This window comes from Actinoallomurus sp. CA-150999, from assembly GCF_050942425.1.
Taxonomy (GTDB): Bacteria; Actinomycetota; Actinomycetes; order Streptosporangiales; family Streptosporangiaceae; genus Actinoallomurus.
This window is the reverse complement of record NZ_CP192063.1, coordinates 8,313,479-8,338,829: the sequence shown is the minus strand read 5'-3', so window position 1 is coordinate 8,338,829 and position 25,351 is coordinate 8,313,479. Positions and strand designations below refer to the sequence as shown.

Annotated in this window: 26 protein-coding genes; 19 read left to right on the top strand and 7 right to left on the bottom strand. The window is 69.6% G+C overall.

Annotated features, from left to right (window positions below; translation table 11 throughout):
* The first annotated feature begins 164 nt into the window (after positions 1–164).
* From ACQP2O_RS38500 to ACQP2O_RS38455, 10 genes are all read left to right on the top strand, one after another.
* Positions 165–545: a hypothetical protein gene (locus ACQP2O_RS38500; RefSeq protein WP_433173977.1), complete on the top strand. Its 381-nt coding sequence runs from the start codon at positions 165–167 to the stop codon at positions 543–545.
* Positions 546–730: 185 nt separating this feature from the next.
* On the top strand, positions 731–1,141 hold the full coding sequence (locus ACQP2O_RS38495; RefSeq protein ID WP_433173975.1) for a hypothetical protein: 411 nt from the start codon (positions 731–733) through the stop codon (positions 1,139–1,141).
* 153 nt (positions 1,142–1,294) lie between these two features.
* Complete coding sequence (locus tag ACQP2O_RS38490) at positions 1,295–1,384, top strand: potassium-transporting ATPase subunit F (protein WP_360890487.1); 90 nt, start codon at positions 1,295–1,297, stop codon at positions 1,382–1,384.
* Positions 1,384–3,045: a potassium-transporting ATPase subunit KdpA gene (kdpA, locus tag ACQP2O_RS38485; RefSeq protein ID WP_433173973.1), complete on the top strand. Its 1,662-nt coding sequence runs from the start codon at positions 1,384–1,386 to the stop codon at positions 3,043–3,045. Before ACQP2O_RS38490 ends, kdpA begins: the two co-directional genes overlap by 1 nt.
* Positions 3,045–5,228: a potassium-transporting ATPase subunit KdpB gene (gene kdpB / locus ACQP2O_RS38480; protein ID WP_433173971.1), complete on the top strand. Its 2,184-nt coding sequence runs from the start codon at positions 3,045–3,047 to the stop codon at positions 5,226–5,228. Before kdpA ends, kdpB begins: the two co-directional genes overlap by 1 nt.
* Before the next feature lies 1 nt (position 5,229).
* Positions 5,230–6,153 (top strand): potassium-transporting ATPase subunit C, encoded by a 924-nt coding sequence (locus ACQP2O_RS38475; protein ID WP_433173969.1) that lies wholly within the window; start codon positions 5,230–5,232, stop codon positions 6,151–6,153.
* A 72-nt stretch (positions 6,154–6,225) separates the two neighbouring features.
* Positions 6,226–8,832, top strand: a complete 2,607-nt coding sequence (locus tag ACQP2O_RS38470) for an ATP-binding protein (RefSeq protein ID WP_433173967.1) — start codon at positions 6,226–6,228, stop codon at positions 8,830–8,832.
* Positions 8,829–9,494, top strand: coding sequence for a response regulator (locus tag ACQP2O_RS38465; protein ID WP_433173965.1), 666 nt, complete (start codon positions 8,829–8,831; stop codon positions 9,492–9,494). Before ACQP2O_RS38470 ends, ACQP2O_RS38465 begins: the two co-directional genes overlap by 4 nt.
* Before the next feature lie 11 nt (positions 9,495–9,505).
* Positions 9,506–11,341 (top strand): APC family permease, encoded by a 1,836-nt coding sequence (locus ACQP2O_RS38460; protein ID WP_433173963.1) that lies wholly within the window; start codon positions 9,506–9,508, stop codon positions 11,339–11,341.
* Positions 11,342–11,381: 40 nt separating this feature from the next.
* Entirely contained in the window at positions 11,382–12,377 is a 996-nt protein-coding gene (locus ACQP2O_RS38455) for a sodium:calcium antiporter (RefSeq protein ID WP_433173960.1), read from the top strand.
* 21 nt (positions 12,378–12,398) lie between these two features.
* Here the strand turns inward: ACQP2O_RS38455 and ACQP2O_RS38450 are convergent, their stop codons facing one another.
* Complete coding sequence (locus tag ACQP2O_RS38450; RefSeq protein WP_433173958.1) at positions 12,399–13,112, bottom strand: DUF4118 domain-containing protein; 714 nt, start codon at positions 13,110–13,112, stop codon at positions 12,399–12,401.
* Between the two features lie 204 nt (positions 13,113–13,316).
* Here ACQP2O_RS38450 and ACQP2O_RS38445 point away from each other — a divergent pair, with 204 nt between their 5' ends.
* The 3 genes from ACQP2O_RS38445 to ACQP2O_RS38435 are packed head-to-tail and all read left to right on the top strand — an operon-like array spanning position 13,317 to position 14,940.
* The gene (locus ACQP2O_RS38445; protein WP_433173956.1) at positions 13,317–13,646 is read left to right on the top strand and encodes a PadR family transcriptional regulator; all 330 of its coding nucleotides are present in this window, start codon (positions 13,317–13,319) and stop codon (positions 13,644–13,646) included.
* 2 nt (positions 13,647–13,648) lie between these two features.
* Positions 13,649–14,065, top strand: a complete 417-nt coding sequence (locus tag ACQP2O_RS38440; protein WP_433173954.1) for a DUF1048 domain-containing protein — start codon at positions 13,649–13,651, stop codon at positions 14,063–14,065.
* Positions 14,062–14,940 carry an alpha/beta fold hydrolase gene (locus ACQP2O_RS38435; protein ID WP_433173952.1) on the top strand — a complete coding sequence of 293 codons (879 nt, stop codon included), beginning with the start codon at positions 14,062–14,064 and terminating at the stop codon, positions 14,938–14,940. The genes ACQP2O_RS38440 and ACQP2O_RS38435 overlap by 4 nt, the downstream gene beginning before the upstream one ends.
* 182 nt (positions 14,941–15,122) lie before the next feature.
* On the opposite strand, the gene ACQP2O_RS38430 is transcribed toward ACQP2O_RS38435, so the two are convergent.
* Both ACQP2O_RS38430 and ACQP2O_RS38425 read right to left on the bottom strand, forming a co-directional pair.
* Positions 15,123–15,959 carry a MerR family transcriptional regulator gene (locus ACQP2O_RS38430; RefSeq protein ID WP_433173950.1) on the bottom strand — a complete coding sequence of 279 codons (837 nt, stop codon included), beginning with the start codon at positions 15,957–15,959 and terminating at the stop codon, positions 15,123–15,125.
* Between the two features lie 23 nt (positions 15,960–15,982).
* Positions 15,983–16,819, bottom strand: a complete 837-nt coding sequence (locus ACQP2O_RS38425; protein WP_433173948.1) for an alpha/beta fold hydrolase — start codon at positions 16,817–16,819, stop codon at positions 15,983–15,985.
* A 176-nt stretch (positions 16,820–16,995) separates the two neighbouring features.
* On the opposite strand from ACQP2O_RS38425, the gene ACQP2O_RS38420 reads away from it, so the two are divergent.
* The 5 genes from ACQP2O_RS38420 to ACQP2O_RS38400 all read left to right on the top strand — a co-directional run bounded on the left by ACQP2O_RS38420 (position 16,996) and on the right by ACQP2O_RS38400 (position 20,168).
* A complete protein-coding gene (locus ACQP2O_RS38420) occupies positions 16,996–17,319 on the top strand; it encodes an SAV_915 family protein (RefSeq protein WP_433173946.1) in 324 nt (107 codons plus the stop codon).
* Complete coding sequence (locus ACQP2O_RS38415; protein WP_433173944.1) at positions 17,316–17,576, top strand: Lrp/AsnC ligand binding domain-containing protein; 261 nt, start codon at positions 17,316–17,318, stop codon at positions 17,574–17,576. Before ACQP2O_RS38420 ends, ACQP2O_RS38415 begins: the two co-directional genes overlap by 4 nt.
* Before the next feature lie 12 nt (positions 17,577–17,588).
* On the top strand, positions 17,589–18,914 hold the full coding sequence (gene lysA / locus ACQP2O_RS38410) for a diaminopimelate decarboxylase (protein WP_433173942.1): 1,326 nt from the start codon (positions 17,589–17,591) through the stop codon (positions 18,912–18,914).
* Between the two features lie 170 nt (positions 18,915–19,084).
* Positions 19,085–19,537, top strand: a complete 453-nt coding sequence (locus ACQP2O_RS38405) for a YbaB/EbfC family nucleoid-associated protein (RefSeq protein ID WP_433173940.1) — start codon at positions 19,085–19,087, stop codon at positions 19,535–19,537.
* A 34-nt stretch (positions 19,538–19,571) separates the two neighbouring features.
* The gene (locus tag ACQP2O_RS38400; RefSeq protein ID WP_433173938.1) at positions 19,572–20,168 is read left to right on the top strand and encodes a hypothetical protein; all 597 of its coding nucleotides are present in this window, start codon (positions 19,572–19,574) and stop codon (positions 20,166–20,168) included.
* Between the two features lie 23 nt (positions 20,169–20,191).
* Here ACQP2O_RS38400 and ACQP2O_RS38395 read toward each other — a convergent pair whose 3' ends face one another.
* From ACQP2O_RS38395 to ACQP2O_RS38380, 4 genes are all read right to left on the bottom strand, one after another.
* Positions 20,192–21,070: a hypothetical protein gene (locus ACQP2O_RS38395; protein WP_433173936.1), complete on the bottom strand. Its 879-nt coding sequence runs from the start codon at positions 21,068–21,070 to the stop codon at positions 20,192–20,194.
* A gap of 22 nt (positions 21,071–21,092) precedes the next feature.
* Positions 21,093–21,419 (bottom strand): hypothetical protein, encoded by a 327-nt coding sequence (locus tag ACQP2O_RS38390; protein WP_433173934.1) that lies wholly within the window; start codon positions 21,417–21,419, stop codon positions 21,093–21,095.
* A gap of 105 nt (positions 21,420–21,524) precedes the next feature.
* Complete coding sequence (locus ACQP2O_RS38385) at positions 21,525–23,012, bottom strand: hypothetical protein (protein WP_433173932.1); 1,488 nt, start codon at positions 23,010–23,012, stop codon at positions 21,525–21,527.
* Positions 23,013–23,164: 152 nt separating this feature from the next.
* On the bottom strand, positions 23,165–24,322 hold the full coding sequence (locus ACQP2O_RS38380) for a YeiH family protein (protein WP_433173930.1): 1,158 nt from the start codon (positions 24,320–24,322) through the stop codon (positions 23,165–23,167).
* A gap of 71 nt (positions 24,323–24,393) precedes the next feature.
* Here ACQP2O_RS38380 and ACQP2O_RS38375 point away from each other — a divergent pair, with 71 nt between their 5' ends.
* Positions 24,394–25,284, top strand: a complete 891-nt coding sequence (locus ACQP2O_RS38375) for a LysR substrate-binding domain-containing protein (protein ID WP_433173928.1) — start codon at positions 24,394–24,396, stop codon at positions 25,282–25,284.
* Positions 25,285–25,351: the final 67 nt, after the last annotated feature.

Sequence of the window (25,351 nt, the reverse complement as noted above, 5' to 3'; positions counted from 1 at the left end):
CGAGGGCGTTTCCGGCTCATTGCTCATCCCGCTCTCGGATGGTGTCAGTTCGGGCACGTTCCCGAGTCCAATACCGGTGCGGCCGAAAGGCAAGTTCCTTGACGTCGCCTTTCCGCCGGTGTGCCGACTCTTAACGTCCTTCGTACGCTGCAATGTGGGGAGCCGTGGACGAGGTTCTCAGGCGGGCACTGGAACCGGTGTTGCGCGATATTCGCGCGACGGGCGTTCCAGAGCCGGACGTCCGTGATGACGACTGGGCAGATGACGACCTGAGCGCGTCGGCGTTCTTGTGGAGCCGGGACGGCAGCGGCGCCGGGGTACGTGTCGACCGTGCCGCAGCCGAGGCCGATCGCGTGGTGCAGGTGGCCGACCAGGTGCAGGAGTGGGTCATCGAAGAGCTGTGGGGCCGGGCGGCGACGAACTGGCCGCGGTGTCCGCAGCATCCGGAGACCCATCCGTTGCGGGCCTCGACGCATGGCCGGTCGGCGATGTGGGTGTGTCCCGGCGAAGGGACACCGGTCTCGCCGGTCGGCTCGTTGGAGTAGCGGCCCGACCGTGCTCGGCGCCGGTGGCCGGGGGCGTTAGAGATGCGTTAAGGCGCGGAAGGGGCGCGCTAAGGCTCTGTCAATGAGGGCCGAAACCCCTTAAACGAGGCGTTTACTCCTGCCGTAAGCCCCCTGACACAGGGGGACCGGTGGGGCATGCCGCCGGCATGCCCAAGGAGGATGCGATGACGCGCCTGGAGATCTCCACCTGGTCACTGGCCGGCGGGAGCGCCTGCGTCTTCGCGCTGGCCGTCGTGCTGGCCGGCCTGCCGTGGCAGGCCGCGTGCGCGGCGGTCGCCGCGGTCGTCGCAGCCTGGGCGTGGCGCAGCCGGATCGTCGTCGGCGCCGCGATCGGCGCGATCGCATGGCTGTGCGTCACCGGCTTCGACGTCCACCGGCTCGGACACATCGAGGTCGCCGGGAGTGGCGACCTCGCCCGGGCCGCGGTGCTCGTCTTCACCGGAGTCCTGGCGGCCACCGTCCACGCGGTGGTCGATGCCAGACGTCGCTATCGGCGAGCCGACCCGGTCTGGGTCGACTTCCACTTCCACGAATCCGACTTTGAGCGGCCGGACCGTGGGGGACCGACGGTCTGATCGAGTCCGCGCCCCCGGCGGCGCTCGGCGAGACGGGGTCATCCCCGTAGATCGAATAGAGGAACCGAAACACATGGCTGACCTGGTGTACATCCTGCTGACAGTGGCGATCTTCGCCCTGTTCGGCCTGGTCGTGAAGGCGGTCGAGCGGCTTTGAGTCTGGAGAACGTGGTCGGACTGATCCTGGCCGTGCTCCTGATCGTCTTCCTCGCGGCCGCCCTACTGTTCCCGGAGCGTTTCTGATGAGTATGACGGTCGCGGGGGTCCTGTTCACGGGATCCCTCGTGCTCGCTCTGGCCCTGGCCTACCGGCCGCTGGGCGACTACATGTACCGGGTGTACACCGGTACGAAGCACTCGCGGGTCGAACGCGTCGTCTACCGGCTGATCGGGGCCCACCCGGACGCTGAGCAGACGTGGAGTTCCTACGCGCGGAGCGTGCTGGCGTTCTCGGCCGTGTCCGTGCTGTTCCTTTACGCCCTGCAGCGGCTGCAGAGCCACCTGCTGCTGAGCCTGGGGTTCAAGCCGGTGATGACGCACCAGGCGTGGAACACCGCGATCAGCTTCGTCACCAACACCAACTGGCAGTCGTACTCGGGTGAGTCGACCATGGGCCATCTGGTGCAGATGGCCGGCCTGGCCGTGCAGAACTTCGTGTCGGCGGCCGTCGGCATGGCCGTGGCGATCGCCCTCGTCCGCGGCTTCGCCCGCAAGAAGACCGAGCACCTCGGCAACTTCTGGGTGGACCTGGTCCGCGGCACTTTGCGGATCCTGCTGCCCTTCGCCTTCATCGGCGCGATCGTCCTGATCATCGGCGGGGTGGTCCAGAACTTCCACGACCCCCACACGATCCAGACCCTCGCGGGCGCCAAGCAGTCGATCACCGGCGGCCCGGTCGCGAGCCAGGAGGTCATCAAGGAGTTCGGGACCAACGGCGGTGGCTTCTACAACGCCAACTCCTCCCACCCCTTCGAGAACCCGACGGTGTGGACCAACTGGCTGGAGATCTTCCTCCTGCTGGTGATCAGCTTCAGCCTCCCCCGGACGTTCGGCCGGATGGTCGGCAACAACAAGCAGGGCTACGCGATCGTCTCGGTCATGGCCACGCTGGCCATCATCAGCGTGACGCTGCTTTCGGCCTTCCAACTCGCCCACCACGGAACGGTCCCGACGGCGATCGGGTCGTCGATGGAGGGCGTGGAGACGCGCTTCGGTGTGGCGAACTCCGCCACGTTCGCAGACGCCACGACCCTGACTTCGACCGGCGCGGTGGACTCGTTCCACGACTCCTACACGAGCCTCGGCGGCATGATGACGATGTTCAACATGATGCTCGGCGAGGTCGCGCCCGGCGGGACGGGCTCCGGCCTGTACGGCATGCTGATCCTCGCGGTGGTCACGGTGTTCGTCGCCGGGCTGATGGTCGGCCGCACCCCCGAGTACCTCGGCAAGAAGATCAGCAGCCGTGAGATCAAGTTCGCGGCGACCTACTTCCTCATCACCCCGATCTGCGTGCTCGTCGGCACCGCGTTCGCGATGGCACTGCCCGGTGAACGGGCGGGCATGGCCAACAGCGGCCCGCACGGCTTGGGCGAGGTGCTGTACGCCTTCACCTCGGCGTCCAACAACAACGGGTCGGCGTTCGCCGGGATCACGGTGAACACGACCTGGTACGACACGGCTCTGGGACTGGCGATGGTCTTCGGGCGGTTCCTGCCGATGATCTTCGTGCTGGGCCTGGCCGGGTCGCTTGCCCGCCAGGGGCACACCCCTGCGTCGGAGGGCACCCTGCCCACCCACCGTCCGCAGTTCGTCGGCATGGTCGCCGGCGTGACGGTGGTCCTCGTCGCCCTGACGTTCCTCCCGGCGCTCGCGCTCGGGCCGTTGGCCGAAGGAATCCACTGATGTCTGCACAGGTCACTGAAGCTCCCACCAAGGCTCCGGAACCGCCGAAGCCATCGGGCGGGCGTGTCCAGGGCGGTCTCCTGGATCCCAAGCAGCTGCTCACGTCGCTGCCGGACGCCGCCAAGAAGCTGGATCCGCGCACGATGTGGCGCAACCCGGTCATGTTCATCGTCGAGATCGGCGCCGTATGGTCGACGATCCTGGCGTTCGCCAAGCCCAGCTGGTTCGCCTGGCTGATCGTGGCCTGGCTCTGGCTGACCGTGATCTTCGCCAACCTGGCGGAGGCGGTGGCCGAGGGCCGGGGCAAGGCCCAGGCCGACACGCTGCGCAAGGCCAAGACCGACACGATGGCCCGTCGCCTGATCGACTGGGCTCCCGGAAGGCAGATCCGGGAGGAGTCGGTGCCCGCGCCGCAGCTCCAGCAGGGCGACCATGTGGTCGTCGAGGCCGGGCAGATCATCCCCGGCGACGGAGACGTCGTCGAGGGCATTGCCAGCGTCGACGAGTCGGCCATCACCGGCGAGTCGGCGCCGGTCATCCGCGAGTCCGGCGGTGACCGGTCCGCGGTCACCGGCGGCACCAAGGTGCTGTCCGACCAGATTATCGTCAAGATCACCCAGAAGCCCGGCGAGAGCTTCATCGACAAGATGATCGCCCTCGTCGAGGGCGCCAACCGGCAGAAGACCCCGAATGAGATCGCCCTCAACATCCTGCTGGCCTCGCTGACGATCATCTTCGTGATGGCGGTCGCGACGCTGCAGCCGCTGGCGATCTTCTCCAAGGCGAACCAGCCCGGCGTGGCGGACTCCCTCGCGCTGAACGGGCACGGCGTCACCGGCATCGTCATGGTCTCGCTGCTGGTCTGCCTCATCCCGACGACGATCGGCGCGCTACTGAGCGCGATCGGCATCGCCGGCATGGACCGGCTCGTCCAGCGCAACGTCCTCGCGATGAGCGGCCGCGCCGTCGAGGCGGCCGGCGACGTCAACACGCTGCTGCTCGACAAGACCGGCACCATCACGCTGGGCAACCGGCAGGCCGCGGAGTTCACCCCGGTGGACGGCGTGAGCGAGCAGGCGCTCGCCGACGCCGCCCAGCTGTCCAGCCTCGCCGACGAAACGCCGGAGGGCCGCTCGATCGTCGTATTCGCCAAGACGACGTACGGCCTGCGGGAGCGCACGCCGGGCGAACTGTCGCACGCGACCTGGATCGAGTTCACCGCCCAGACCCGGATGTCCGGGGTCGACCTGGACGGCGACGGCACGCCGAGCCGCGACAGGATGTTGCGCAAGGGCGCGGCGACGGCCGTGATGAAGTGGGTCCGCGACAACGGCGGTCACCCGACGGACGAGGTCGGCCACATCGTGGACGGGATCTCGGCCAGTGGCGGCACGCCGCTCGTGGTCGGCGAGGTCGTCCGGGAGAACGGCGCGACGACGGCTCACGTGCTCGGCGTCATCCACCTGAAGGACGTCGTCAAGGAGGGCATGCGCGAGCGCTTCGACGAGATGCGCCGCATGGGCATCCGTACCGTAATGATCACGGGTGACAACCCGCTGACGGCCAAGGCCATCGCGGACGAGGCCGGCGTGGACGACTTCCTCGCCGAGGCCAAGCCCGAGGACAAGATGGCGCTGATCAAGAGGGAGCAGGAGGGCGGCAAGCTCGTCGCGATGACCGGCGACGGCACCAACGACGCGCCCGCGCTCGCCCAGGCCGACGTCGGTGTGGCCATGAACACCGGCACGTCGGCCGCCAAGGAGGCCGGCAACATGGTCGACCTCGATTCCAACCCGACGAAGCTCATCGAGATCGTCGAGATCGGCAAGCAGCTGCTGATCACCCGAGGCGCGCTGACGACCTTCTCGATCGCCAACGACATCGCCAAGTACTTCGCGATCATCCCCGCGATGTTCGCGGCGGTGTACCCCGGGCTCGACAAGCTCAACATCATGCGGCTGCACAGCCCGCAGTCGGCGATCCTGTCGGCCGTCATCTTCAACGCGATCATCATCATCGCGCTGATCCCGCTCGCCCTGCGCGGCGTGAAGTACCGCCCGAGCAGCGCGTCGAAGCTGCTGTCCCGAAACCTGTACGTCTACGGGCTCGGCGGCATCATCGCGCCGTTCATCGGCATCAAGCTCATCGATCTACTCATCATGTTCCTTCCGGGGATGTCCTGACATGCGCCTGCCCACCTGGATCCGCCAGCATCTCGCCGCGGTCCGCGCCCTGCTCGTCCTGACGGTGATCACCGGAGTGATCTATCCGCTCGCGGTCTGGGCCGTCGCGTTCATCCCCGGTCTGCACGACCGGGCCCAAGGCTCGATGATCGAGGGCGCGGACGGCAAGGTCGTCGGCAGCCGGCTCATCGGCCAGGCCTTCACCGACAAGGACGGGAACCCGCTCAAGCAGTACGTCCAGAGCCGCCCGTCCAACGCCGGCACCGGCTACGACCCGACCTCCACGGCCGCGAGCAACCTGGGCCCGGAGGACATCGTCGACACCCTCCCGAAGAACCCGGCCGACAAGGCGAAGGAGATCACCGCCAAGACCGCCCGGGACAGCCTGCTCACCCAGGTGTGCTCCCGCAGCAAGGCGGTCGGCGAGCTCGAGGGCGTCAGCGGCGCCCGCCCGTTCTGCACCCCGGGCGGCGTCGGCGCGGTCCTGTCGGTCATCGGCCCCCGCGACCGCTCGGGCCACGTGACCCGGCCCACCCGCGTCGTCAGCGTCAACGAGCAATGCGGCGTCGTGACCAAGCCGTTCCTCGCCACGTACAAGGGCGTCGCCGTCGAGTGCGCCAAGGCCGGTGAGGACTACGCCGCGGGCGAGATCGTGCCGATCCGCGGCACCGCACCGGCGCAGCCGGAGGTGCCCGCGGACGCGGTCACCGCCAGCGGCAGCGGACTGGACCCGCACATCTCTCCCACCTATGCGCGGCTGCAGGCCGCCCGGGTGGCGAAGGCCCGCGGCATCACCGCGGCGCAGGTCCTGTCCGCGATCAAGGACAACGAGGACGGCCGGACGCTCGGCTTCATCGGCGAGCCCCGCGTCAACGTCCTGCAGCTCAACGTCGAGCTCGACAAGAAGTACCCGTTCCGTGGATGACGGCGGGCATCCGGCGTGCCGTGCGTGGGAGCGCACGGCGCGCCGTCCCCCGCAGGAGGAGGGTGAGGCGAGATGACCCGGGGGCGCTTGCGCGTCTATCTCGGCGCCGCGCCGGGTGTCGGTAAGACCTACGCCATGCTGTCCGAGGCACATCGGCGCCACGACCGCGGCACCGACGTGGTCGTCGGCTACGTCGAGTGCCACGGCCGGCCCCGCACCATAGAACTGCTGGAGGGTCTGGAGGCCGTTCCCCGCAAGACCATGGGGTACCGGGGGACGACGTTCACCGAGCTCGACGCCGATGCCGTCATCGCCCGCGCCCCCAGGGTCGCGCTGATCGACGAGCTCGCGCACACGAACATCCCGGGATCACGTAACGAGAAGCGCTGGCAGGACATCGAGGAGATCCTCGAGGCCGGCATCGACGTGATCACCACGGTCAACATCCAGCACCTCGACTCGGTCAACGACGTCGTCGAGCAGATCACCGGCATCCCCCAGCGGGAGACCGTGCCGGACGAGGTCGTCCGGCGCGCCGACCAGGTCGAGCTGGTCGACATGGCGCCCGAGGCGCTGCGCCGCCGGATGGCGCACGGCAACGTCTACCAGGCGGAGAAGATCGACGCCGCGCTGGCCAACTACTTCCGTGTCGGCAACCTCACCGCGCTGCGCGAACTGGCCCTGCTGTGGCTGGCCGACAAGGTCGACGACCAGCTCGACCGGTACCGCGCCGACCACGACATCCACACGACGTGGGAGGCACGTGAGCGCGTCGTCGTCGCGCTCACCGGCGGCCCCGAGGGCGACACTCTCGTCCGGCGGGCGGCCCGCATCGCCGACCGGGCCAAGGGCGCCGACCTGTTCGCCGTCCACGTCACCACCGGCGACGGGCTGGCCGGCGCGAGCCCCGCCAACCTCGCCCGCCAGCGCGCGCTCGTCGAGAGCCTGGGCGGCACCTACCACCAGGTCGTCGGCGACGACGTCCCGAACGCCCTGCTCGACTTCGCCCGCGGTGTCAACGCCACCCAGCTCGTCCTCGGCGCCTCCCGGCGCGGCCGGTTCGCCCAGCTGTTCTCCCGCGGCGTCGGCGTCACCACCACGGCGCTGTCCGGGCCGATCGACGTCCACCTGGTCACCCACGAGGAGGTGAACAAGCCGCGGCTCCGCACTCGCCGCGCCGGCGGGCTCACCCGCCGCCGTCAGGCCGCCGGGTTCGTCATGGCAGCAGCCGGCCTGCCCCTTCTCACAGTGCTGCTGGCGAGTCTGCGCGGCCAGCTCTCCCTGCCCAGCGACATCCTGCTCTTCATCGTCGCCGTGGTCGGCGTCGCCCTCGTCGGCGGCATCTACCCCGCGCTGTTCGCCGCCATCCTCGGCTCGCTGCTGCTCAACTACTACTTCACCCCGCCGCTGTACAAGTTCACGATCAACGAGCACGAGAACGTCCTCGCGCTGATCGCGTACGTCCTCGTGGGAATCGCGGTCAGCGTCGTGGTGGAGATCGCGGCCCGGCGGACCCGCGAGGCGGTCCGCGCGAGCGCGGACGCCGAACTGCTGTCCGACCTGGCCGGCAGTGTCCTGCGTGGCTGGGACGCCGACGGACGCCACCACGGCGCGCTGAACGACCTTCTGGAACACCTGCGGGTCACCTTCGCCCTCACGTCGGTGACGCTGCTCGAACGCCGCCCGGAGACGCCGCTGACCCCGAATCGCCAGCGTGACCCGGACTGCTGGCGGATCATCGCCACCGTCGGTGGTGAGCCGACCTGCACACCCGACGACGGCGACGCCGACATCCCGGTCGACGACGACCTGGCACTCGTCCTGCGCGGCCGGACTCCGTCGGCCGCCGACCGGCGCGTGCTCGAGGCGTTCGCCGCCCAGGCGGCCGTCGCGCTGCGTCAGCAGCGCCTCAGCGAGGAGGCCGAGCAGGCCCGCCCGCTGGCCGAGGCCGACCGGCTCCGGACGGCGCTGCTCACGGCGGTCAGCCACGACCTACGGTCCCCGCTGGCCTCCGCCAAGGCCGCAGTGGAGAGCCTGCGCGCCGACGACGTCTCCTGGTCCGACGAGGAACGCGACGAACTGCTCGACACCGCCGACGAGTCCCTCGTACGGCTCGACCGCCTCGTCGCCAACCTCCTCGACATGAGCCGCCTGCAGGCCGGAGCCCTCGGCGTGTCCGCCCAGCCCGTCGCCGTTCAGGAGATCGTCCCGTACGCCGTCGACGAGCTCGACGCCTCCGACATGCGGCTTCAGATTCCCGACGACCTGACCGAGGCGCTGGCCGACCCGGTCCTACTGGAGCGGGTCCTGGTCAACCTCATCTCCAACGCGGTACACCACAGCCCCCCCGGCGAGCCGGTGCTCATCACGGCCAGCGCCCACGCCGGCCACCTCGAACTCCGGGTCATCGACCGAGGACCCGGGATCCCGCCGGCCGACCGCGACCGCGTCTTCCAGCCCTTCCAGCGGCTCGGCGACCGGGACAACGGAACTGGCGTCGGTCTCGGCCTGGCCCTGTCCCGGGGACTGGTGGAGGCGATGGACGGCACCGTGACCCCCGAAGAGACGCCCGGAGGAGGCCTCACCATGATCGTCACGCTCCCCGTCGCCCCTCCCGACCTGGCCGATCCGGTACTCACGTCGCACGTCGACGCGCTCCGGGAAAGGCGGACCCGGTGACACGTGTCCTCGTCGTCGACGACGAACCACAGATCGCCCGCGCGCTCACGCTCAACCTGCGTGCCCGCCAGTACGACGTGGCGACCGCCGCCGACGGCAGCGACGCGCTGCGACGGGCCACCGACTGGCATCCCGACGTCGTGGTACTGGACCTGGGACTGCCGGACCTGGACGGCGTCGACGTCATTCACGGGCTGCGCGGCTGGAGCCAGGTGCCGATCATCGTGCTGTCCGGGCGCAGCGGCGCCGACGACAAGATCACGGCATTGGACGCCGGAGCCGACGACTACGTCACCAAGCCCTTCGGCATGGACGAACTGCTCGCCCGCATCCGCGCCGTCAGCCGCCGAACCGGCTCCGCGGACCCGGTGCCGACCGTCCAGATCGGCGACCACCTCGTCGACCTGGCCGCCAAGACGATCACGCCCGACGTCCATCTCACGCCCACCCAGTGGCGTCTGGTGGAGATCCTGCTGCGTAACCCGGGCAAGCTGATCAGCCAGCGCTGGCTCCTCACCGAGGTCTGGGGACCCGCGTACGAGCGCAAGACGAACTACCTGCGCCAGTACATGGCCCAGCTGCGTCGCAAGCTGGAGTCCGATCCCGCGCATCCGCGGCACCTGCTCACCGAGCCCGGAATGGGCTACCGCTTCCAGCCCTAGAGGGTTCTCCCATGTCACTGCTGTCCGAGCGCAAGCCCGCTCCCCGGCCCGGGTCTCCGGACGAGTCCGACCGGCATCGGTTGTCGGTCGTCGGCGGGCTCGCCGCGCTGTCGCTGGACGCCATGGCGTCGGTCGCGTACGGCCCGGAGGCCATCGTCATCGTCCTGGCCGTCGCGGGCGGCGCCGGCCTCGGCTACACCGTCCCCGTCACCCTGGCCATCGCCGGGCTGCTGGGCGTGCTCACCCTGTCCTACCGGCAGGTGATCGCGGCCTTCCCGGAGGGCGGCGGGGCGTACGGGGTGGCCAAGACCTATCTCGGCCGCAGGTCAGCGCTGGTGGCGGCCGCCTCCCTGGTCGTCGACTACGTGCTGAACGTGGCGGTGTCGATCGCGGCGGGCGTCGCGGCCCTCACCTCGGCGGTGCCCGCGCTGCTGCCGTACACGGTGTGGCTGTGCCTGGCGGTCCTGGTCCTCGTCACCGCGATCAACCTGCGGGGCATCGCGCACAGCGCCCGGCTGTTCGTCGCGCCCACCGCGGTCTTCGTCCTCTCCATCGTCGCGGTGATCGTCGTCGGGATCCTCCGGGACCACCCCGTGTCGGTCGAGCACGCCACCACGCAGGCGCACGCCCTGCAGACCGTCGGGGTGCTGTTGCTGCTGCGTGCCTTCGCCAACGGATGCGCGGCGCTGACGGGCGTCGAGGCCATCGCCAACGCGGTGCCCACCTTCCGCAGCCCCCGGGTCAAACGGGCGCAGCGCGCCGAGGTCGCGCTCGGCGCGATCCTCGGCTTGATGCTGATCGGCATCGCCGCGCTCATCGTGCGGTTCCACATCCGCCCGGTCCACGGCGTCACGATCCTGTCCCAGGTCACCGCCGGCTCCCTCGGGCACGGGATCGGGTACTACGTCGTCCAGTTCTCCACGGTCGTGCTCCTCGCCCTCGCCGCCAACACCTCGTTCGGCGGCATGCCCGTCCTCGCCCAGCTCCTGGCCAAGGACAACAACCTGCCGCACCTGTTCGCCCTGCGGGCCGAGCGGCAGGTCCATCGCTACGGCATCGCCTTCCTGACCGCCACCGCCGCCCTGCTGCTCATCGGCACCGGCGGCGACATGAACACGCTGGTGCCGTTGTTCGCCATCGGCGTCTTCGTCGGCTTCACCCTGTCGCAGGCGGGCATGGTCCGGCACTGGTGGTCCGAGCGGCCCGCCGGGTGGCGGCCGCGTGCCGCGCTGAACGGCTTCGGCGCACTGCTCACCGCGCTCGCCGCGGTCATCGTGACCGCCACCAAGTTCAGCGAGGGCGGCTGGCTGATCGTCGTCACGATGCCGCTGATGGTCGCGCTCATGGCGGCCATCCACCGCGCCTACGACCGCATCGGAGAACGGCTCGAGATCGACCGGGTCCCCGCGCGTCCACGTCCCCGTCGCGCCCTCGTGATCGTCCCCATCGGGGCGGTCAACCGGCTCACCCAAGAGGCGATGTCGGCCGCGCTGTCCATCGGCGACCGGGTCGTCGCCGTACGCGTCACCCACCCCGACGAGCCCGAAGACACCAAGAAATTCATCGAGGCGTGGGAACGCTGGGCCCCGGACGTCAACCTGACCCTGGTCAACGACAACCACCGTCGCCTCGTCGAACCGATCGTCGAGTACGTCCGCGGCGTCGACGAGCCGCACGTGTTCGTCCTGATCCCCGAGGTCGAACCGGCGCACGCCTGGCAGCGGATCCTGCAGAACCAGCGCGGGGCGGTGCTCGCACACGCGCTGCGCCGCGACACCGACGCGGTCGTCTGCCGGCTGCGCTTCCGCCTCACCCCGATCGGAGATTCTCGACCGGCCATGCCCTGACGGGCGACCGCGACTCTCCTGAGGTGGAAAGGTATGTCTCGTGCTCGACGGTGTGCTGCTCGTGGCCGGTTTCGCCCTGCTGGTGGCCGGTGCGCTCGTGTTCACCAACGCGGTGGAATGGGCGGGGATACGCCTCGACCTCGGTCATGGAGCGGTCGGCAGCGTGCTGGCGGCCGTGGCGACGGCCATGCCCGAATCCCTCGTCCCGATCGTCGCGATCGTCCGAGGCGAGCAGGGCGGCCCGATCGCGATCGGTGCGATCATCGGCGCGCCGTTCCTGCTCGGCACCCTGGCCATGGCGCTGTGCGGCGCGGCCGCGATGTTCTACCGAGTGCGGCGGAAGGGGAGCGGCCTGCGGCTGGACCGGCAGGCGATGAGCCGGGACCTGCTCGTCTTCCTCGGCACGCTGTCGATCGCCATCGTGATCGGCAACGTCCGGTCCCGCCCGCTGCACGTCATCGGCGCGGTGCTGCTGGTCGCCGCGTACGGGGCGTACCTGGCCACGACGATCGCCCGGGCCAGACGGCAGGGCGGCGATGAGGAGACGCCCGGCCCGCTGTACTTCAGTCGCGACAAGGACGCTCCACCGCGCACGTACCAGATCCTGGCGCAGACCGTCGCGGGCGTCGCCCTGCTGGTCGGCGGTGCGGAGCTGTTCGTCACCGTGATCGAGCGTCTCGCGCACGCCCTCGGCATCAACCCCCTGGTCCTGACGCTCCTGGTCGCACCGCTGGCCACGGAGCTCCCGGAGAAGATCAACAGCGTGCTGTGGATCCGACAGGGCAAGGACACCCTCGCCCTCGGCAACATCACCGGCGCCATGGTCTTCCAGTCGATGCTGCCCGTCGCGGTCGGGATGGCGTTCACCGACTGGCACCTGGCCGCCCCCGCCCGGGTCGCCGCGTGCGCCGCGCTCGGTGGTGCGATCCTCGCCGTGATCGCCGTACGTCGTACCGGCCGGTTCTCCGGCCCGTTCATCGGCTGCTGGGCCGGGCTGTACGCCGGGACGATCGCCTCGATCATCGTGCTGATCTGAACCACACCCGCCGACGCGCCTTCATTCCCTGGTCGTCTCGGCGGTGTCGAGGGCACGTCCGGCCTGGTCGGCGAGCGTGACGGCGACGAGGCGGGCCTGGAGCGTCGGAGCGGCCCCGGACGTCGGCCTGAGCATGAACCGGCCGTAGAAGTGGCCATTGCCGAAGGTCCGCAGCTCGATCTCCTCGTCCGGCAGACCCCGCCGTTCGACGTCCCAGCGTCTGCGGCCGACGGTCACGGTGCCGTCCTGCTCCAGGCGCGGTGGGTGCCCGAGGAGGGACCCGTACTCGAACCGGCAGTCTCGAAGGTTCAGCAGGTCGGTGAGCTGCTTCTTCACCAGATCGACCACGGCACCGGCCGACCTGGCCGACTGCGTCAGCTCTGCGGCGTCGTGGATCCGCGACAGGTAGTCGGCGTCGGTCACGGCGATCACCTTCAGGCGGCGGGCCCGGGCGGCCAACTGCGATACCACCAGCCCCACCACGAGCAGCAGCACCGCCGTCTCGACGTCGCCGGCCTTGTCGATGGTGAACCGCTCGTACGGCCGGGTGAAGAAGAAGTCGAACCACACGGCCGCCGACAGCGCCGCCACCGCGCCCGCCACGCGGTTTCCGCTCACAGCAACCGCGACGACGACCACGACCAGGATGAGGGCCACGTCGGTGTTGGCCAGGCCCGATCTGGTGGGCAGGAGCACCGCCGAGAGGACGAACGGGGCGATCAATCCGGCGGCCACCGCCCAAACCGGGCTTCTCGGGTAGCGAGGCATCGGTCACACCCCCTCTTCCTGTGTATAGCAAGCATCGCCGCAGGTCGGCCGCACGCACATGCTCACGGTTTCGGCGCGCACTTCAGCTATTCGGTGTTGCTATGTACCGGTAGTCAGTGATACTTTGTACTGGTAGTCAGTGGCACCGAGTAGCTGGAATTGGGGTGTTCCATGGGCAAGCAGGTGACGGAGATGCTCAAGGGGACGCTGGAGGGCATCGTCCTGGCGATCCTGTCCGGTCGGCCCGCCTACGGCTACGAGATCACGGCGTGGCTGCGGGATCAGGGCTTCTCCGACATCGCCGAAGGCACCATCTACGCGCTGCTGGTCAGGATCGAGCAGCGCGGCTTCGTCGACGTGGAGAAGGTTCCGTCCGAGAAGGGGCCGCCGCGCAAGGTGTATTCCCTGAACGCCCAGGGACGGGAGTATCTCGAAGAGTTCTGGAGGACTTGGAGCTTCCTCGCGGAACGGCTAGAACAGCTCCGCAAGGGAGGTAATTAGACATGGACACAGAAACGAATGAGCCGGAGAGTCGCTACCGGCGGTACTTGGAAATGGTCACAGGGTCGATCGAGGACAAGAGGCGCTACCGGCAGTACAAGGCCCGCATGGAGCAGCTTCCCGAGAGCTATCGCACGGCGGTCGAAGCGCTGGAGCGGTACCTGAACTATTTCGGGCGGGGGGACGGCACCGGCGCGGCTTCGATGCACGAGGACCTTGCCGATCTGTTCGAACAAAGCGCGGCGAACGGAACCTCGATCCGCGAGATCTTCGGGGACGACCCCGTGGAGTTCGTCGAGGCATTCATCCAGAACTACCCGGAGGGGCAGTGGGTCAGCCGGGAGCGGAAACGATTCATCAGCGCCATCGAGCGCGCCGCCGGCGAAGACACCGGAGAAGAAGAGCGGACAGTCGGATGACGAAACCGCATTCCCAGGCGATCCATGTGCAAGGTCTGGCTGCTGGCCCTGGAGAAAGGCAAACCATGACCATCAAGCAATCCGCCTGGACCGGCATGCTGCCGGTTGACGACACGGCCCTGGCCGTCACCGACACCGGCGGTCCCGGTATCCCTGTGATCTATCTCAACGGCCAGTTCGCCACTCAGGGATACTGGCGGCGTGTCATCGCCGACCTCGGCAGCGACTACCGGCACGTCACCTACGACGAGCGGGGCCGCGGTAAGAAATCGAAGCGTTCGGCGGACTACTCCTTCGAGGCCGTCATCCGGGATGTCGATGCCGTTCTGACGGCCAGGGGTGTGGACCGGGCGCTGGTGGTGGGCTGGTCCTATGGGGCGTTCGTCGCGGCGCACTGGGCCAGCCGGAATCCGGACCGTACCCTGGGCGCGGTCCTGGTCGACGGTGCGCAACCGTATGACTGGCTCGACGAGGCCATGGAGCAGCGGATCCGGAAGATGTTTCGGCGGATGGGCTGGTTCATGCCGCTGCTGCGCCTGACGGGCCTGACCCCGCGGATGAATGCCGAACAGATGGCGAACTGCAACATCGAACTCGGCAGGGTCGCCCGCGAGCACGAGCTGGGCCCCGTGCTGGACAACATCGCCGTCCCGGTCCGGTATGTGGTTGCTTCGGGGGCGTCCTTCGGAAGCCGCCGTGATGGGGACGGGCAAGAACGGATACGCGCCGGCCTCGATGCGGTGACCGCCCGCAACCCGAACATCGAAATCAGCGCGAAGGTCGCGAGCAACCACGGTTCGATCCTCAAGAAGGACTTCCGGGCCGTCGCCAAGGCCGTACGCGAGGTCCTCGCCCTCGACCGCGACAGGCGCTGACGACACGACCACCGCACCGGCTGACCGACGAACCACGACCGCGACGCCTCCGGCACGTCCCCTCCCGAGCCGCCTCGGCGAACCGTGCGTCGCCGAGCGGTCTGATCGAGGGCGCCGTGTCAGGAACCTGCCTGCTCGGCGACGCTGCCGACGGCAGAGATCACGGTCCTCGCTTGTCCGTGTCACGGGGGTTGGTACTGGTGAGCTCTCGTGTGGAGTGCCTCCCGTCCGGTGACCGTCGGTGATCGGCGTGTGCTCACACGTTCGAGCTTGGTCCAGCCGGTCCAGCCTCGCTCCTTCAGCAACTCGATCAGTCGACGCGCCGGCGGCAAGGCATCGAACGCCAGTGTGTCCATCAGCGTGACCAACGGTGGTTCGATGTCGGTGTCGTCGACGTAGTCATCGCCCTGCTCGTCGGCCATCCGCGTGATGTAGGCGGCCAGTTCGTCGGCCAGTTCGACCAGCCGTGGGTCGTCGTCGGCCTGGTCGAGAGCCCTGCCCAGGGTGAGATAGAAGCCGATGAGCTGCGGGTCGGCGAGCTGCTCCCGCTTGCGTGCCATCCACTCCGGGACTCGCTCGGGCGAGCGCGCGGCCAGCGGGATCCAGCCATCGCGTTCGACCTCGACGATCCGTTCGTCGACCCCGAGCGCCCGCAGCCGGTCGAGATACTCGACCACCTCCGGTGGCAGTACCAGGTTGTCCCCGGCGGAGAGCAGGGCGATCCGCTCCCGGTGCCGCTGCCGCTCGCGGATCTCCGCCCGCAGCCGCTCGTCGATGTCTTCGACCGCCGCGGCGAACTCCTTCTCGTCGGCCTGCAGCAGTTCCCGCACCCGTGCCAGCGGCACCCCAGCGCCGGCGAGAGTCCGGATCTTGATCAGCTCGATCACGGCGGCGGCGTCGTATCTGCGATAGCCGGAGTGGTCCCGCTCCGGTTCCGGCAGCAGCCCTTTGGCGTGATAGTGCCGCACCGCGCGCACCGTGACTCCGACGTACGACGCCAGCTCACCGATGGTCAGCATCGGACCACTCTCCCAGGAACCGTTCAAGGAGTCGCCGGGTCGGCCGGGCCTTGTGCACTCCGGATGATCTGGGCGATTTCCGCGGCGTGGGTGAAGACCAGCCCGTGATCGGCGTCGAGCCAGAACGTGGAGACGTGCGGCCGCTCGCGGACAAGCCGCTCGACACCGGCATGCCAGTTCTGATTGAACCGAAGCGCACGCCCTTCGCCGCTGTCGCCGGCCATCGAGGTCGACATGATCATGGTGATGGGCCGGTCGATCTTCCGGTACCGGTCGAGGATCCCGGACCGAACCATGTCGATCTCGAGGTTCAGGTCGAGGATCTCCTGGGCGGTGAGCAACACCTGACGCGCGGTGCCCCGCTCGGCCTCCTGCCGCGTCGCCAGGTCCTCCCACATCGCACGGAACTCCGGCAGGTCGGCCTCCGTGATGAACGGCTCGGGCACCGGGTTCGCCCCATCGATGAGAATAAGCCCGGCGACGGTGTCAGGATGCTCAGCGGCATAGTGCACGGCAAGGTCCGCGCCCAGCGAGTAGCCCACGAGCACGGGCGGCGAGGGCAGGCCGAGCCGTGCCGGCTCCGCCAGCACGGCGGTGAGATCGCAGAGGAACGCCTCGAAGGAGTACCGGTCGGCGGCCGAGGCGAGGCCATGGCCCCTGAGGTCAAAGGTCACCACGTCGTGGTCGCGCCGCAGCAGCTCGGCAAGTTCGTGCAGGTCGGCCTGTGTCGAGTTCAGTCCGGGACACAGGACCAGCGGTCGTCCCCGGCCGCCGCGGGACACCGGGATCGTGACGCCGTCGTGGTGGACCGTGAAGTGTCGCATCGTCCTGTCGCCGCTCTCATCGGCTTTCGTGGTCATGCCGACGATGCTGAGAGGTTGCCCCTGCGTCAGGGTCAACCGTCGTGGGATTCGGACATTAAGGCGACGTTAGGGATGGCATTCCCCATGTGCGGATCCCGTAGCGGGACCTCATATCGCCTCTTCCTGGGCCTACCGTGAGTTGGTCGGCTGCTTGTGAAAGGAAGCACAAGGTCATGGAAGAGTTCGATGAGCCCCCTGATCCGCTCTTCGTCCCGGTCCGCCGTTCCTCGGCGGGCACGTTGACGCCGTTGACCGCGCGGCTTCCCGCCGGCCCGCGTGTCGGGGTGGCCTTCACCGGCCTGGCGGCCCTGCGAGCCGCTTCGGGGCCGGCGCAGGAATGGATCCGGCTGAGCGAGCACGCTCTGCGCGGTCTCCTGTCCCCACTGGGGATCGATCGGGTCCAGCTCGACCCGGTGCTGGTCGCCGCCGACGTCAACCGTCCGACGCCGGTGCGGAACGCCCCCAGGCCTCCGGCGGCGCAGGCGGTGGACCGGTGACCGCCCGGCTGCAGGCCGTGGCGGTGATGGCCATCGTCCGGGTCCGCATGGCGGACCAGGTGCCGCCGGAGTCGTTCGAGACCTGGCTGCGCGACCGGCCGGCCGTACGGGGCGTCTGGTCGCTCAGCGGCGACTGCGACTACGAGATCCGCCTCACCACCGCGTGTCTCGACGAGCTCAACACGGAACTGCGCGCCCTGCGCCACCAAGGCTGCGAGCAGACCAACACCTGCCTGCTGCTGCGCGAGATCCTTTAGGAGGGGAATCCCATGGTTCTGACCCGGGAACGGAGCACGCTCGACCACACGATCTGGCCGGCGACGGCACGGGCCACCCCGGACGGCGACGTCATGGTCGGTGGCGTGCGGCTGAGCGACATCGCCGAGCGATACGGCAGCCCGGTCCACGTCATGGACGAACTCGACGTACGGCAACGCTGCCGGGACTTTCGTCGCGCGTTCCCGGACGCCGAGATCGCCTACGCCGGCAAGGCCTTCCTGTGCCGCGCCATGGCCCGGTGGATCGCCGAGGAAGGGCTCACGCTCGACGTCTGCTCGGCCGGTGAACTCGCCGTGGCGCGATCGGTGCGGTTCCCGGCGGAGCGGATCCTCATGCACGGCAACGGCAAGACCCCGGAGGACCTGCGAGCCGCCCTGTCGTACGGCGTGAGCCGCATCGTCGTCGACTGTCCCTCCGAGATCACCCGGCTGGCCGCCCTCACCGGCCGGGACGGGCCCGCCCAACAGGTGCTGATCCGGGTGACCCCCGGTGTGGACGGGAAGACCCACCCGGCCGTGGCGACCGGCGGCGAAGAGCAGAAATTCGGCTTCTCCCTGGCGTCCGGCGCCGCTGCCGAAGCCGTGCGCCGGGTCCTCGCCCAGCCCGCGCTCGCCCTGACCGGCCTGCACTGCCACATCGGATCACAGATCACCGGCATCACCGCCTATCAACAGGCCGCCCGCCGGATGGCCGGCCTGCTCGCGGCCATACGGGACGAACACGGTGTGGTGCTGCCCCACCTCGATCTTGGCGGCGGCTTCGCCGTACCGTACCTGCGGGGCGAACACGGCCTTGACCCGCGCACCCTGGCCGAACCCCTGATCACCGCGCTCCGGTCGGCCTGCGACTCGCACCGGCTCCCCACGCCACGGGTCACCCTCGAACCGGGCCGTGCCATCAGCGCCCGCGCCGGCGTCACCCTCTACCGGGTCCTCGGGGTCAAACACACCGCAGCCGGCCGTGTCTTCGTCACCGTCAACGGCGGCATGAGCGACAATCCGCGGCCGAGCCTGTACGGCGCCCGCTACTCGATGCGGCTGGTCGGCCGGCATGCCACTCCAGGGCAGCGATCCGTCACCGTCGCCGGACGGCACTGCGAGGCCGGCGACGTGCTCGTCGAGGACGCGGAGCTACCGGCCGACCTGCGCCCGGGAGACCTGCTCGCCAGCGCCTCCACCGGCGCCTACCACCACTCCATGGCCTCCAACTACAACCTGGTCCGCAGGCCGCCCGTCGTCGGCGTACGGGCCGGAGAGAGCCGCCTGCTGATCCGCCGCGAGGCCGAGACGGACCTTCTTGCCCGCGACGTCGGCTGAGAGCGGGGCACCGGCCGACAGGGCGCATGACCATTGACGTTAGGGATCTGTCAAGGATCTCGCTACCCGCGTCATGACCGCGTACCAGCGCTTTTGCGGCGACTGAACGGCTCATAAAGTCACAGTCGTACTGTCCGTGTGGCCGCTTGGTGAAATGAACAGGAGGCGTCGTGGAACTGCCCGACGTGGGCAAGGTGTTCGGCCTGGACATTGCCGGCCTGGCCGACCAGGCTCAGGAGCAGGCATCGAAAGCGGCTGAACTGCAGCGCCGGGTTTCCGGTCTGGTCGGACACGCCGAGACCGCCGACGGCAGGATACGACTTTCGTTCTCTCCCGACGAAGGGCTTTCGGATCTGCACATCGACCCGCGCGCGATGAGGCTCGGTTCGGAAGAACTGGCCGAGACCATCCGGGAGCTCACACGGCAGGCCGTGCGCGACCTCGCGGGGCGAAAGCAGGAAGCGGCCCGTGAGCTGTTCGGCACCGACTTCGAGCCCGAGGCGGCCAAGCCGGATCCGGAGGCGATGCGGCGCGCGCTGCAGGGTGTGTCCGAGGTCGTCGAGTCCACCGGACAGGAGATGCTGACCCTCGTGGACCGGCTGCGCCGCGGCGTCGAGCGCTGAGCCGTCCCACCTCGAACCGGCCCCGGGAGGCTCGGTGAGTGAGCTGCTGACCAGCACGGTCGTGGACGTGAACGGATCCAACCGCGCCTCGGAGCTGGAGGGGGCCCTGTTCGACGGAAACGGCACGGTGCTGGCCACCGTCGACGAGCCGGGGCTGTCGCGATGGCAGCGGCTGTACCGCGCCGGCTACACGTTCGCCAATCGGAAGCAGGGGGTACGGCCGCTGGGACATCGGCTGCAGGTTCGGGGAGCGGCGGGCGAGCCGCTGTTCTCGATCGCCGACGCCCGCCGGATCGGTCTGTCCCGGCGGCGGATTCGCGTCCTCGGACCGGACGGCTCGCTGCTGGGAGCGGCCGAGCAGACGTGGCGTAACCCCATCCGAGGCCGCTTCCGCCTGGTCGACGCGCATCGAGGCGCGCTCGGCGAGCTACGGCCATCGGGACGGTTGGCGCTGCGGTACTCCGTCGTCGACTCCGGCGGCGTCGAAGTCGCGCAGATCAGCCGGATCCCGGTCATCACCCCGCAGGGCGGCGGCGCGCCCAGCCGATGCCATGTCACGTTCGGCGATGTGTCCGACCCGCTGCGCGTCGTCGTCCTGGGCTGTGCCGTCGCCCTGCAGCTGATGGTGTGAATCAGCGCTCTCCGGCGCAGGCGTCATCGATTCCATCGACCGTCGTCGTAGTCGCCAAGTCGATCGCGGAGATTGTCGCTGATATTTCCGGAGGTCAACGACAGGTCTCCGTCCCACGTCGTCGCATTGCCCCATGCTCCCGCCGCTCGCGGGAACGTGCGGGGCGTGAAGCCGAATTTCTCGAAGGGCCACTTGGCGCCGTTCATGAACGCCTTGTTGAGGTCGCGTTCCAGGCGGGAGAGGGTCCCCGACAGGAGGTTGTCGACACTGTCGAGGGCGCCGTGCAGGAGGTCGCCCAGCACCTTGTCGTTGCCCTTGAACAGCTGTCCGCCGACGTCCACGGCCATGACCGCGCCGACGACGCCGGCGAGCCCCTTGGCGATCCGCTCTTCGAGCGTGTCGAGCCGGTCCAGGTAGGTGAAGCACGTCACGGCGGCCTGGGACGCCGCAGCCTCGGCGGCGGCGACGGTGAACAGGCCGGCCATCGCCAGGAGAACGTACGCCATGTTCCAGAGCATGACGGCCGCGATGATCACCATGAGCGCGATGAGGAGGAAGAGCATCGACGCGAGGATGAACATGGCCATGGCGACGATCGTCGCCATGGCCATCTCGAATGCAATCTGTGCCTCGTAGTCCTCCATCTTGCGCTCGAAGGCGGCCCGGTCCTCGCCCGTCCATTCCTCGGGCGCGAGCCCGGCGACCGTACTGCGCACGGTGTTCCTGGCATCGCTGAGGTCATCGCGTATGCCCCACCACTTCTTCGCGCTGTCGAGAATCGCCTCCGGATCGCACTGGTCCTCGAACATCTCGGCCACCAGCGGCCATGCCGCGGGAATGACGAAGGCCGCGGCCGTGACGGCACTCAGCGCGCTCCCGGCGGCCAGTGAACTCGTACTCACCGGCGATTCCCCCGTTCTCCTGTCATATCGACCTGATGGTGCTCTTGTCCTCGGCGGCGGCCCAGGCGGCGCCCGACAGGCAGAGCCTCTGGTGGATCTGCGCGAGGTGGCTCCTCTTCGTCTTGAGCTCCTCTTCCATGAACTCGACCGCCTCCATATAGGCCACCGCGAACTCGTAGCAGGTCGAGGTGAACAGGCCCTGCTCGGTACTCCGCACCACCGGGATATCGCTCGACGCATGCTCGAAATAGGGGCCGGCGTTGAATTCCAGGTCCCGGCCGAGCCGACAAAGCCGTTCCGGCCCAGCGGCCACGTCGTACCCACTGCCCGAATTCGGATCCGGACTCACGGTGTAGCCCCCTGATTCACCCCGAAATGCGACGAGGTAAACGATATGGCAATCGTGGGTCCCGGAGTGCGGCGTGTGGCGCTAAGAATCCGTGAAATTAATGCATCATCGGTATTCGGCGAGACGCGGGCGTACGCCGGCGAACGCGAGGGCCGCCACGCCGAGGGCGGCCGCCCAGGGGATGAGGCTCCAGCCGCTCAGGTCCTTGTCTCCGGCACGGATCGACGTGGCGAAGTGGGACCGGTTGAGGTCGATCAGCGCGGTCAGGTTCTTGTCGTACTGGTCGAAGTCATAGTTGGAGTTGCCGGGCGTGTAGGCCGTGTTGAACCGGATCGCGTCGTGGAGCCTGCCCCGGCGGGCCAGCGCCCGCATCGTCGAGTCGTCCTGCTGGTAGGCGAGGAACGCGGACAGCGTCCGCTCGGCGAGGTTCCGTTCACCGGGGAAGGTGATGTTGTGGAACTCGGTCCCCAGGTACCCGCCCCATCCGACGTCCGTGTGATCGGTGCCGTAGGCGTTCCACGCCTGGCGTAGCGCGGCCGGGTAGGCGGCCGGCGTGGTCACCGAGGGCAGTGCCGCGAGCTGCTGTGTCTTGGCCAGGAACGACCCTTCGTATTCCGGCCGGCGCGAGGGGTCGACCAGGTAACGGCTCTCGTCGGCGTTGGCGTCGTACCCGACCGCGCGCGCCTGCGAGAGCGCCAGAACGGAGTCGAAGGCGTCCTTCTTCGCGGTCCGCAGATGCCCGGCCTCGCCGGTGAGCGTGCTCGTCCCTGCGACCAGTGTCATTCCGGTGACCAGGGTGGCGAGTAGCAAGAACGGGTTGAACCGCCGGCGGAAACGACGGGTGAGCATGATCTGCAGCCCGATCAGCACGCCGATCAGGGCGGCGCCGGTCAGTGCGGTCACGACCGCGGTCCGCACCGCTTGCGCGTGCTTCGCCTCGTAGGCGCGTTCCAGCGCGCCGGAGTTCGCCTCCGTAAGGCCGGCCGCGGCGGGCAGCAGTTGGTTCTTGAGCAGATCCGTGGCCTGCCGGTACAGCCCCAACGCGATCGGTGACGGCCGGCCCGCCACGTGGTGGACGTCGCCGTCCACGAGGATGGCCTGGGCGGTCAGGGCCTCGTACCGGCCGAGGGCGTCCAGCACCGTGCGGATCGCTCGCTGCGCCGCAGGGTCTCCGGCGCCGACGGCCGCGGCCTGCTGCAGGTCCGCGTCGGCCTGCCGGCGACGCTGCTCGTAGATGCCCAGCGCCTTGTCCCGGCCGACGCCGAGATTCTGCTCGTCGCCGACCAAGAGCACGTTGGCGACCTGGGCGTCCATGTCGTTCAGCGCGAAGTAGGCGTCCGACGTCGCGACCACCTGCGGCCCGGAGCGGTGCCCGATGTCCCGCAGCCCGCCGTGTATCCCGCTGATCCCCTGTGCGACCACGGCGGCCAGGACCACGGCGAGGACCGCCACGGTGATGGTCAGCGCCCAGATCCGCTGCGGTGTCGTCGCCCGGGACCGGCGGCGCACGGCCGGGTCGGGGCTTGATTCCCGGGCATCGATCAGTGCCGAACCGCCCGACGTCACCACGCTCATCGCCTCATCGCCCGTCATGCCTGTGATGCGGATATGAAGCGATCTTCATGCCGGGCGTTCCCGGCCGGTTTCGTCCTAACGCGCCGGTACCGTCGGCGACGGATTTCTTAACGCTCCCTTAGCGCTCCGTCCCCTGGACGCGCCCTCCAGAGACCGTGGTCGATGTCCCGTTACCTGGAGGTGAGCAGGACGCCCGCGTACGAGATGCCGGCGATCAGCGCCCAGGACGTCAGTCCGAGCAGGAGGGCGCGGCGGCCGGTCCGGGCGAGCTCCCGCAGGCGTACGGCGCTGCCGAGACCGAACAGGGCGGCCGCGAACAGCACGTCGCGGGCGACGGTCGCGGCGGACAGGGCGCCCGGTGGGACGGTCACCGTCGAGCGGAGCGCCATCGTGGCCAGGAACCCGATCACGAACAGCGGCAGCACCGCGGGCCGGCCTCGTCCGCCGGCGCGGGCGTCCCGGCGGGTGCGCAGCGCGACCCCGGCGGCGATCGGCGCGAGCATGACCACCCGGACCAGTTTGACCGCGATCGCCGGGACGAGCGCCGCCGAACCCGCGATGGCCGCCGTGGCGACGACCTGGCCGACGTCGTGCACGCTGGCCCCGATCCAGCGGCCCGCGTCGTACGGCGACAGGCCCAGCAGTCGGGCGACGGGCGGCAGGACGGCGATGGCCAGGCTGCCGCACAGCGTGACGAGGCCGACGGCGGTGGCGGTCTCGCGTTCCGCCTCGGGATCGCCGGGACGGGTGCCGAGCGCACCGTCCACCGCCGCGACGGCCGACGCGCCGCAGATCGAGAAGCCGGCCGCCACGAGGAGGGAGAGGCGTTCGGACAGGCCCAGTCGGCGGCCCATCCACCGTGTGCCGGTGAACGTCACCACGAGCACCGTGACCACCATGACGATCGTCTGCGCGCCCAGGGCGAGAATGTCCCCGAACGACACCTGCAGCCCCAGCAGCACCACTCCCAGGCGCATGAACCTGGTCGCGGCGAAGCGCAGACCCGGTCGCGTCGCCGCGGGCAGCAGCCCGAGGTTGGCGGCGAGCACGCCGAGGATGAGCGCTGCGGTGAGCATCGGCACCGCCCCGGCCACCCGGTGCACGCCGTACGCCGCCGCCACGGCGAGGGCACTGGCGGTGACGCCCGGCGCCAGCGCCCCCCCACGCCGGAGCAGACGCGATCCGGCGGTCGGCGCGTGCGGCGGCGTGGCGCCGCCGACCGGCTCGGCCAGCCTGTCGGGGGACGCTCCGACCGGCTCCGCCCGCCCGTCGGGGGACGGTCCGCTCGGCCACCCGGCTGCGGGGCGGTGCGGCGTGGAGATCGACATGACTTCCAGCATCGGCCCTGGACGGCCCCCGCAGTAGCAGCCATTTCCCTGTCAGGTCATAGAGTTCCCCTATGACCACACGGCTGCCCGACCTGGAAGCGCTGGAACTGCTGGTGGCCGTCGCCGAGACCGGCAGCCTGGGCCAGGCCGCCGCCCGGCAGGGCATCAGCCAGCCCTCGGCCAGCGCCCGGATGCGCACGCTGGAGCGGCGGCTGGGCGTGCGGCTCCTCGTGCGCTCGACCAGCGGCTCCCGGCTGACCTCGGCCGGGGCGGTGGTCACCGACTGGGCGCGCGCCGTCCTCGTCCAGGCGAACGCGCTCGTCGAGGGCGTCGCCGCGTTGCGCTCCCGGCAGGAGGACCGCCTCCGGGTGTCGGCCAGCCTCACGATCGCCGAGCATCTCGTCCCCGGCTGGCTCGTGGCGCTGCGCGAGGCCGCGCCCGGCGTCCACGTCGAGTTGAACGTCGCCAACAGCACCCACGTGATCGAGCGCCTGCGGGCGGACGAGGCGGACCTGGGCTTCATCGAGGGGCGCGGCGCACCGCGTGACCTGCACAGCCGGGCCGTCGGCCGGGACCGTCTCGTGATCGTCGTCGTGCCGGGGCACCCGTGGGCACGCAAGCGCCGGCCGTTGCGCCCGGTCGAGTTGGCGAGCACGCCGCTGCTCCTGCGGGAGGCCGGGTCGGGTACCCGCGAGACGTTCGAGGCCGCGCTGGCGTCGTACGGGGGGCCGGCCGAGCCCGCCCTCGAGCTCGGCGCGACCGCCCCGCTGCGCGCCGCCGCGATGGCGGGCACGGCGCCGGCCGTGCTCAGCGCCCTGGTCGTCGCGGATGAGGTCGCGGCGGGGCGGCTCGTCGAGGTGCCCAGCGAGCTGCGGCTCGACCGGGTGCTGCGGGCGGTGTGGCCGCGCGGCCGCGAGCTTCCCGAGCCCGCCCTCCACCTCCTGCGCGTCGCCCGCTCGTGATCCGCGCCCTGGCGGGCCGTTAGAAGAGCGTTAAGGCTGTGCCGGGCGCTGCCACGGGGCCGTCAAG

What these genes read in the sequence shown, in the direction of transcription:
- ACQP2O_RS38460 (WP_433173963.1), top strand. Translation starts at nt 9,506, where the DNA reads ATGTCACTGCTGTCCGAGCGCAAGCCCGCTCCCCGGCCCGGGTCTCCG.
- ACQP2O_RS38420 (WP_433173946.1), top strand. Translation starts at nt 16,996, where the DNA reads ATGGAAGAGTTCGATGAGCCCCCTGATCCGCTCTTCGTCCCGGTCCGC.
- ACQP2O_RS38495 (WP_433173975.1), top strand. Translation starts at nt 731, where the DNA reads ATGACGCGCCTGGAGATCTCCACCTGGTCACTGGCCGGCGGGAGCGCC.
- ACQP2O_RS38430 (WP_433173950.1), bottom strand. Translation starts at nt 15,959, where the DNA reads ATGCTGACCATCGGTGAGCTGGCGTCGTACGTCGGAGTCACGGTGCGC.
- kdpA (WP_433173973.1), top strand. Translation starts at nt 1,384, where the DNA reads ATGAGTATGACGGTCGCGGGGGTCCTGTTCACGGGATCCCTCGTGCTC.
- ACQP2O_RS38385 (WP_433173932.1), bottom strand. Translation starts at nt 23,012, where the DNA reads ATGACGGGCGATGAGGCGATGAGCGTGGTGACGTCGGGCGGTTCGGCA.
- ACQP2O_RS38445 (WP_433173956.1), top strand. Translation starts at nt 13,317, where the DNA reads ATGGGCAAGCAGGTGACGGAGATGCTCAAGGGGACGCTGGAGGGCATC.
- ACQP2O_RS38440 (WP_433173954.1), top strand. Translation starts at nt 13,649, where the DNA reads ATGGACACAGAAACGAATGAGCCGGAGAGTCGCTACCGGCGGTACTTG.
- ACQP2O_RS38425 (WP_433173948.1), bottom strand. Translation starts at nt 16,819, where the DNA reads ATGACCACGAAAGCCGATGAGAGCGGCGACAGGACGATGCGACACTTC.
- ACQP2O_RS38475 (WP_433173969.1), top strand. Translation starts at nt 5,230, where the DNA reads ATGCGCCTGCCCACCTGGATCCGCCAGCATCTCGCCGCGGTCCGCGCC.
- lysA (WP_433173942.1), top strand. Translation starts at nt 17,589, where the DNA reads ATGGTTCTGACCCGGGAACGGAGCACGCTCGACCACACGATCTGGCCG.
- ACQP2O_RS38470 (WP_433173967.1), top strand. Translation starts at nt 6,226, where the DNA reads ATGACCCGGGGGCGCTTGCGCGTCTATCTCGGCGCCGCGCCGGGTGTC.
- ACQP2O_RS38435 (WP_433173952.1), top strand. Translation starts at nt 14,062, where the DNA reads ATGACGAAACCGCATTCCCAGGCGATCCATGTGCAAGGTCTGGCTGCT.
- ACQP2O_RS38375 (WP_433173928.1), top strand. Translation starts at nt 24,394, where the DNA reads ATGACCACACGGCTGCCCGACCTGGAAGCGCTGGAACTGCTGGTGGCC.
- ACQP2O_RS38380 (WP_433173930.1), bottom strand. Translation starts at nt 24,322, where the DNA reads ATGTCGATCTCCACGCCGCACCGCCCCGCAGCCGGGTGGCCGAGCGGA.
- kdpB (WP_433173971.1), top strand. Translation starts at nt 3,045, where the DNA reads ATGTCTGCACAGGTCACTGAAGCTCCCACCAAGGCTCCGGAACCGCCG.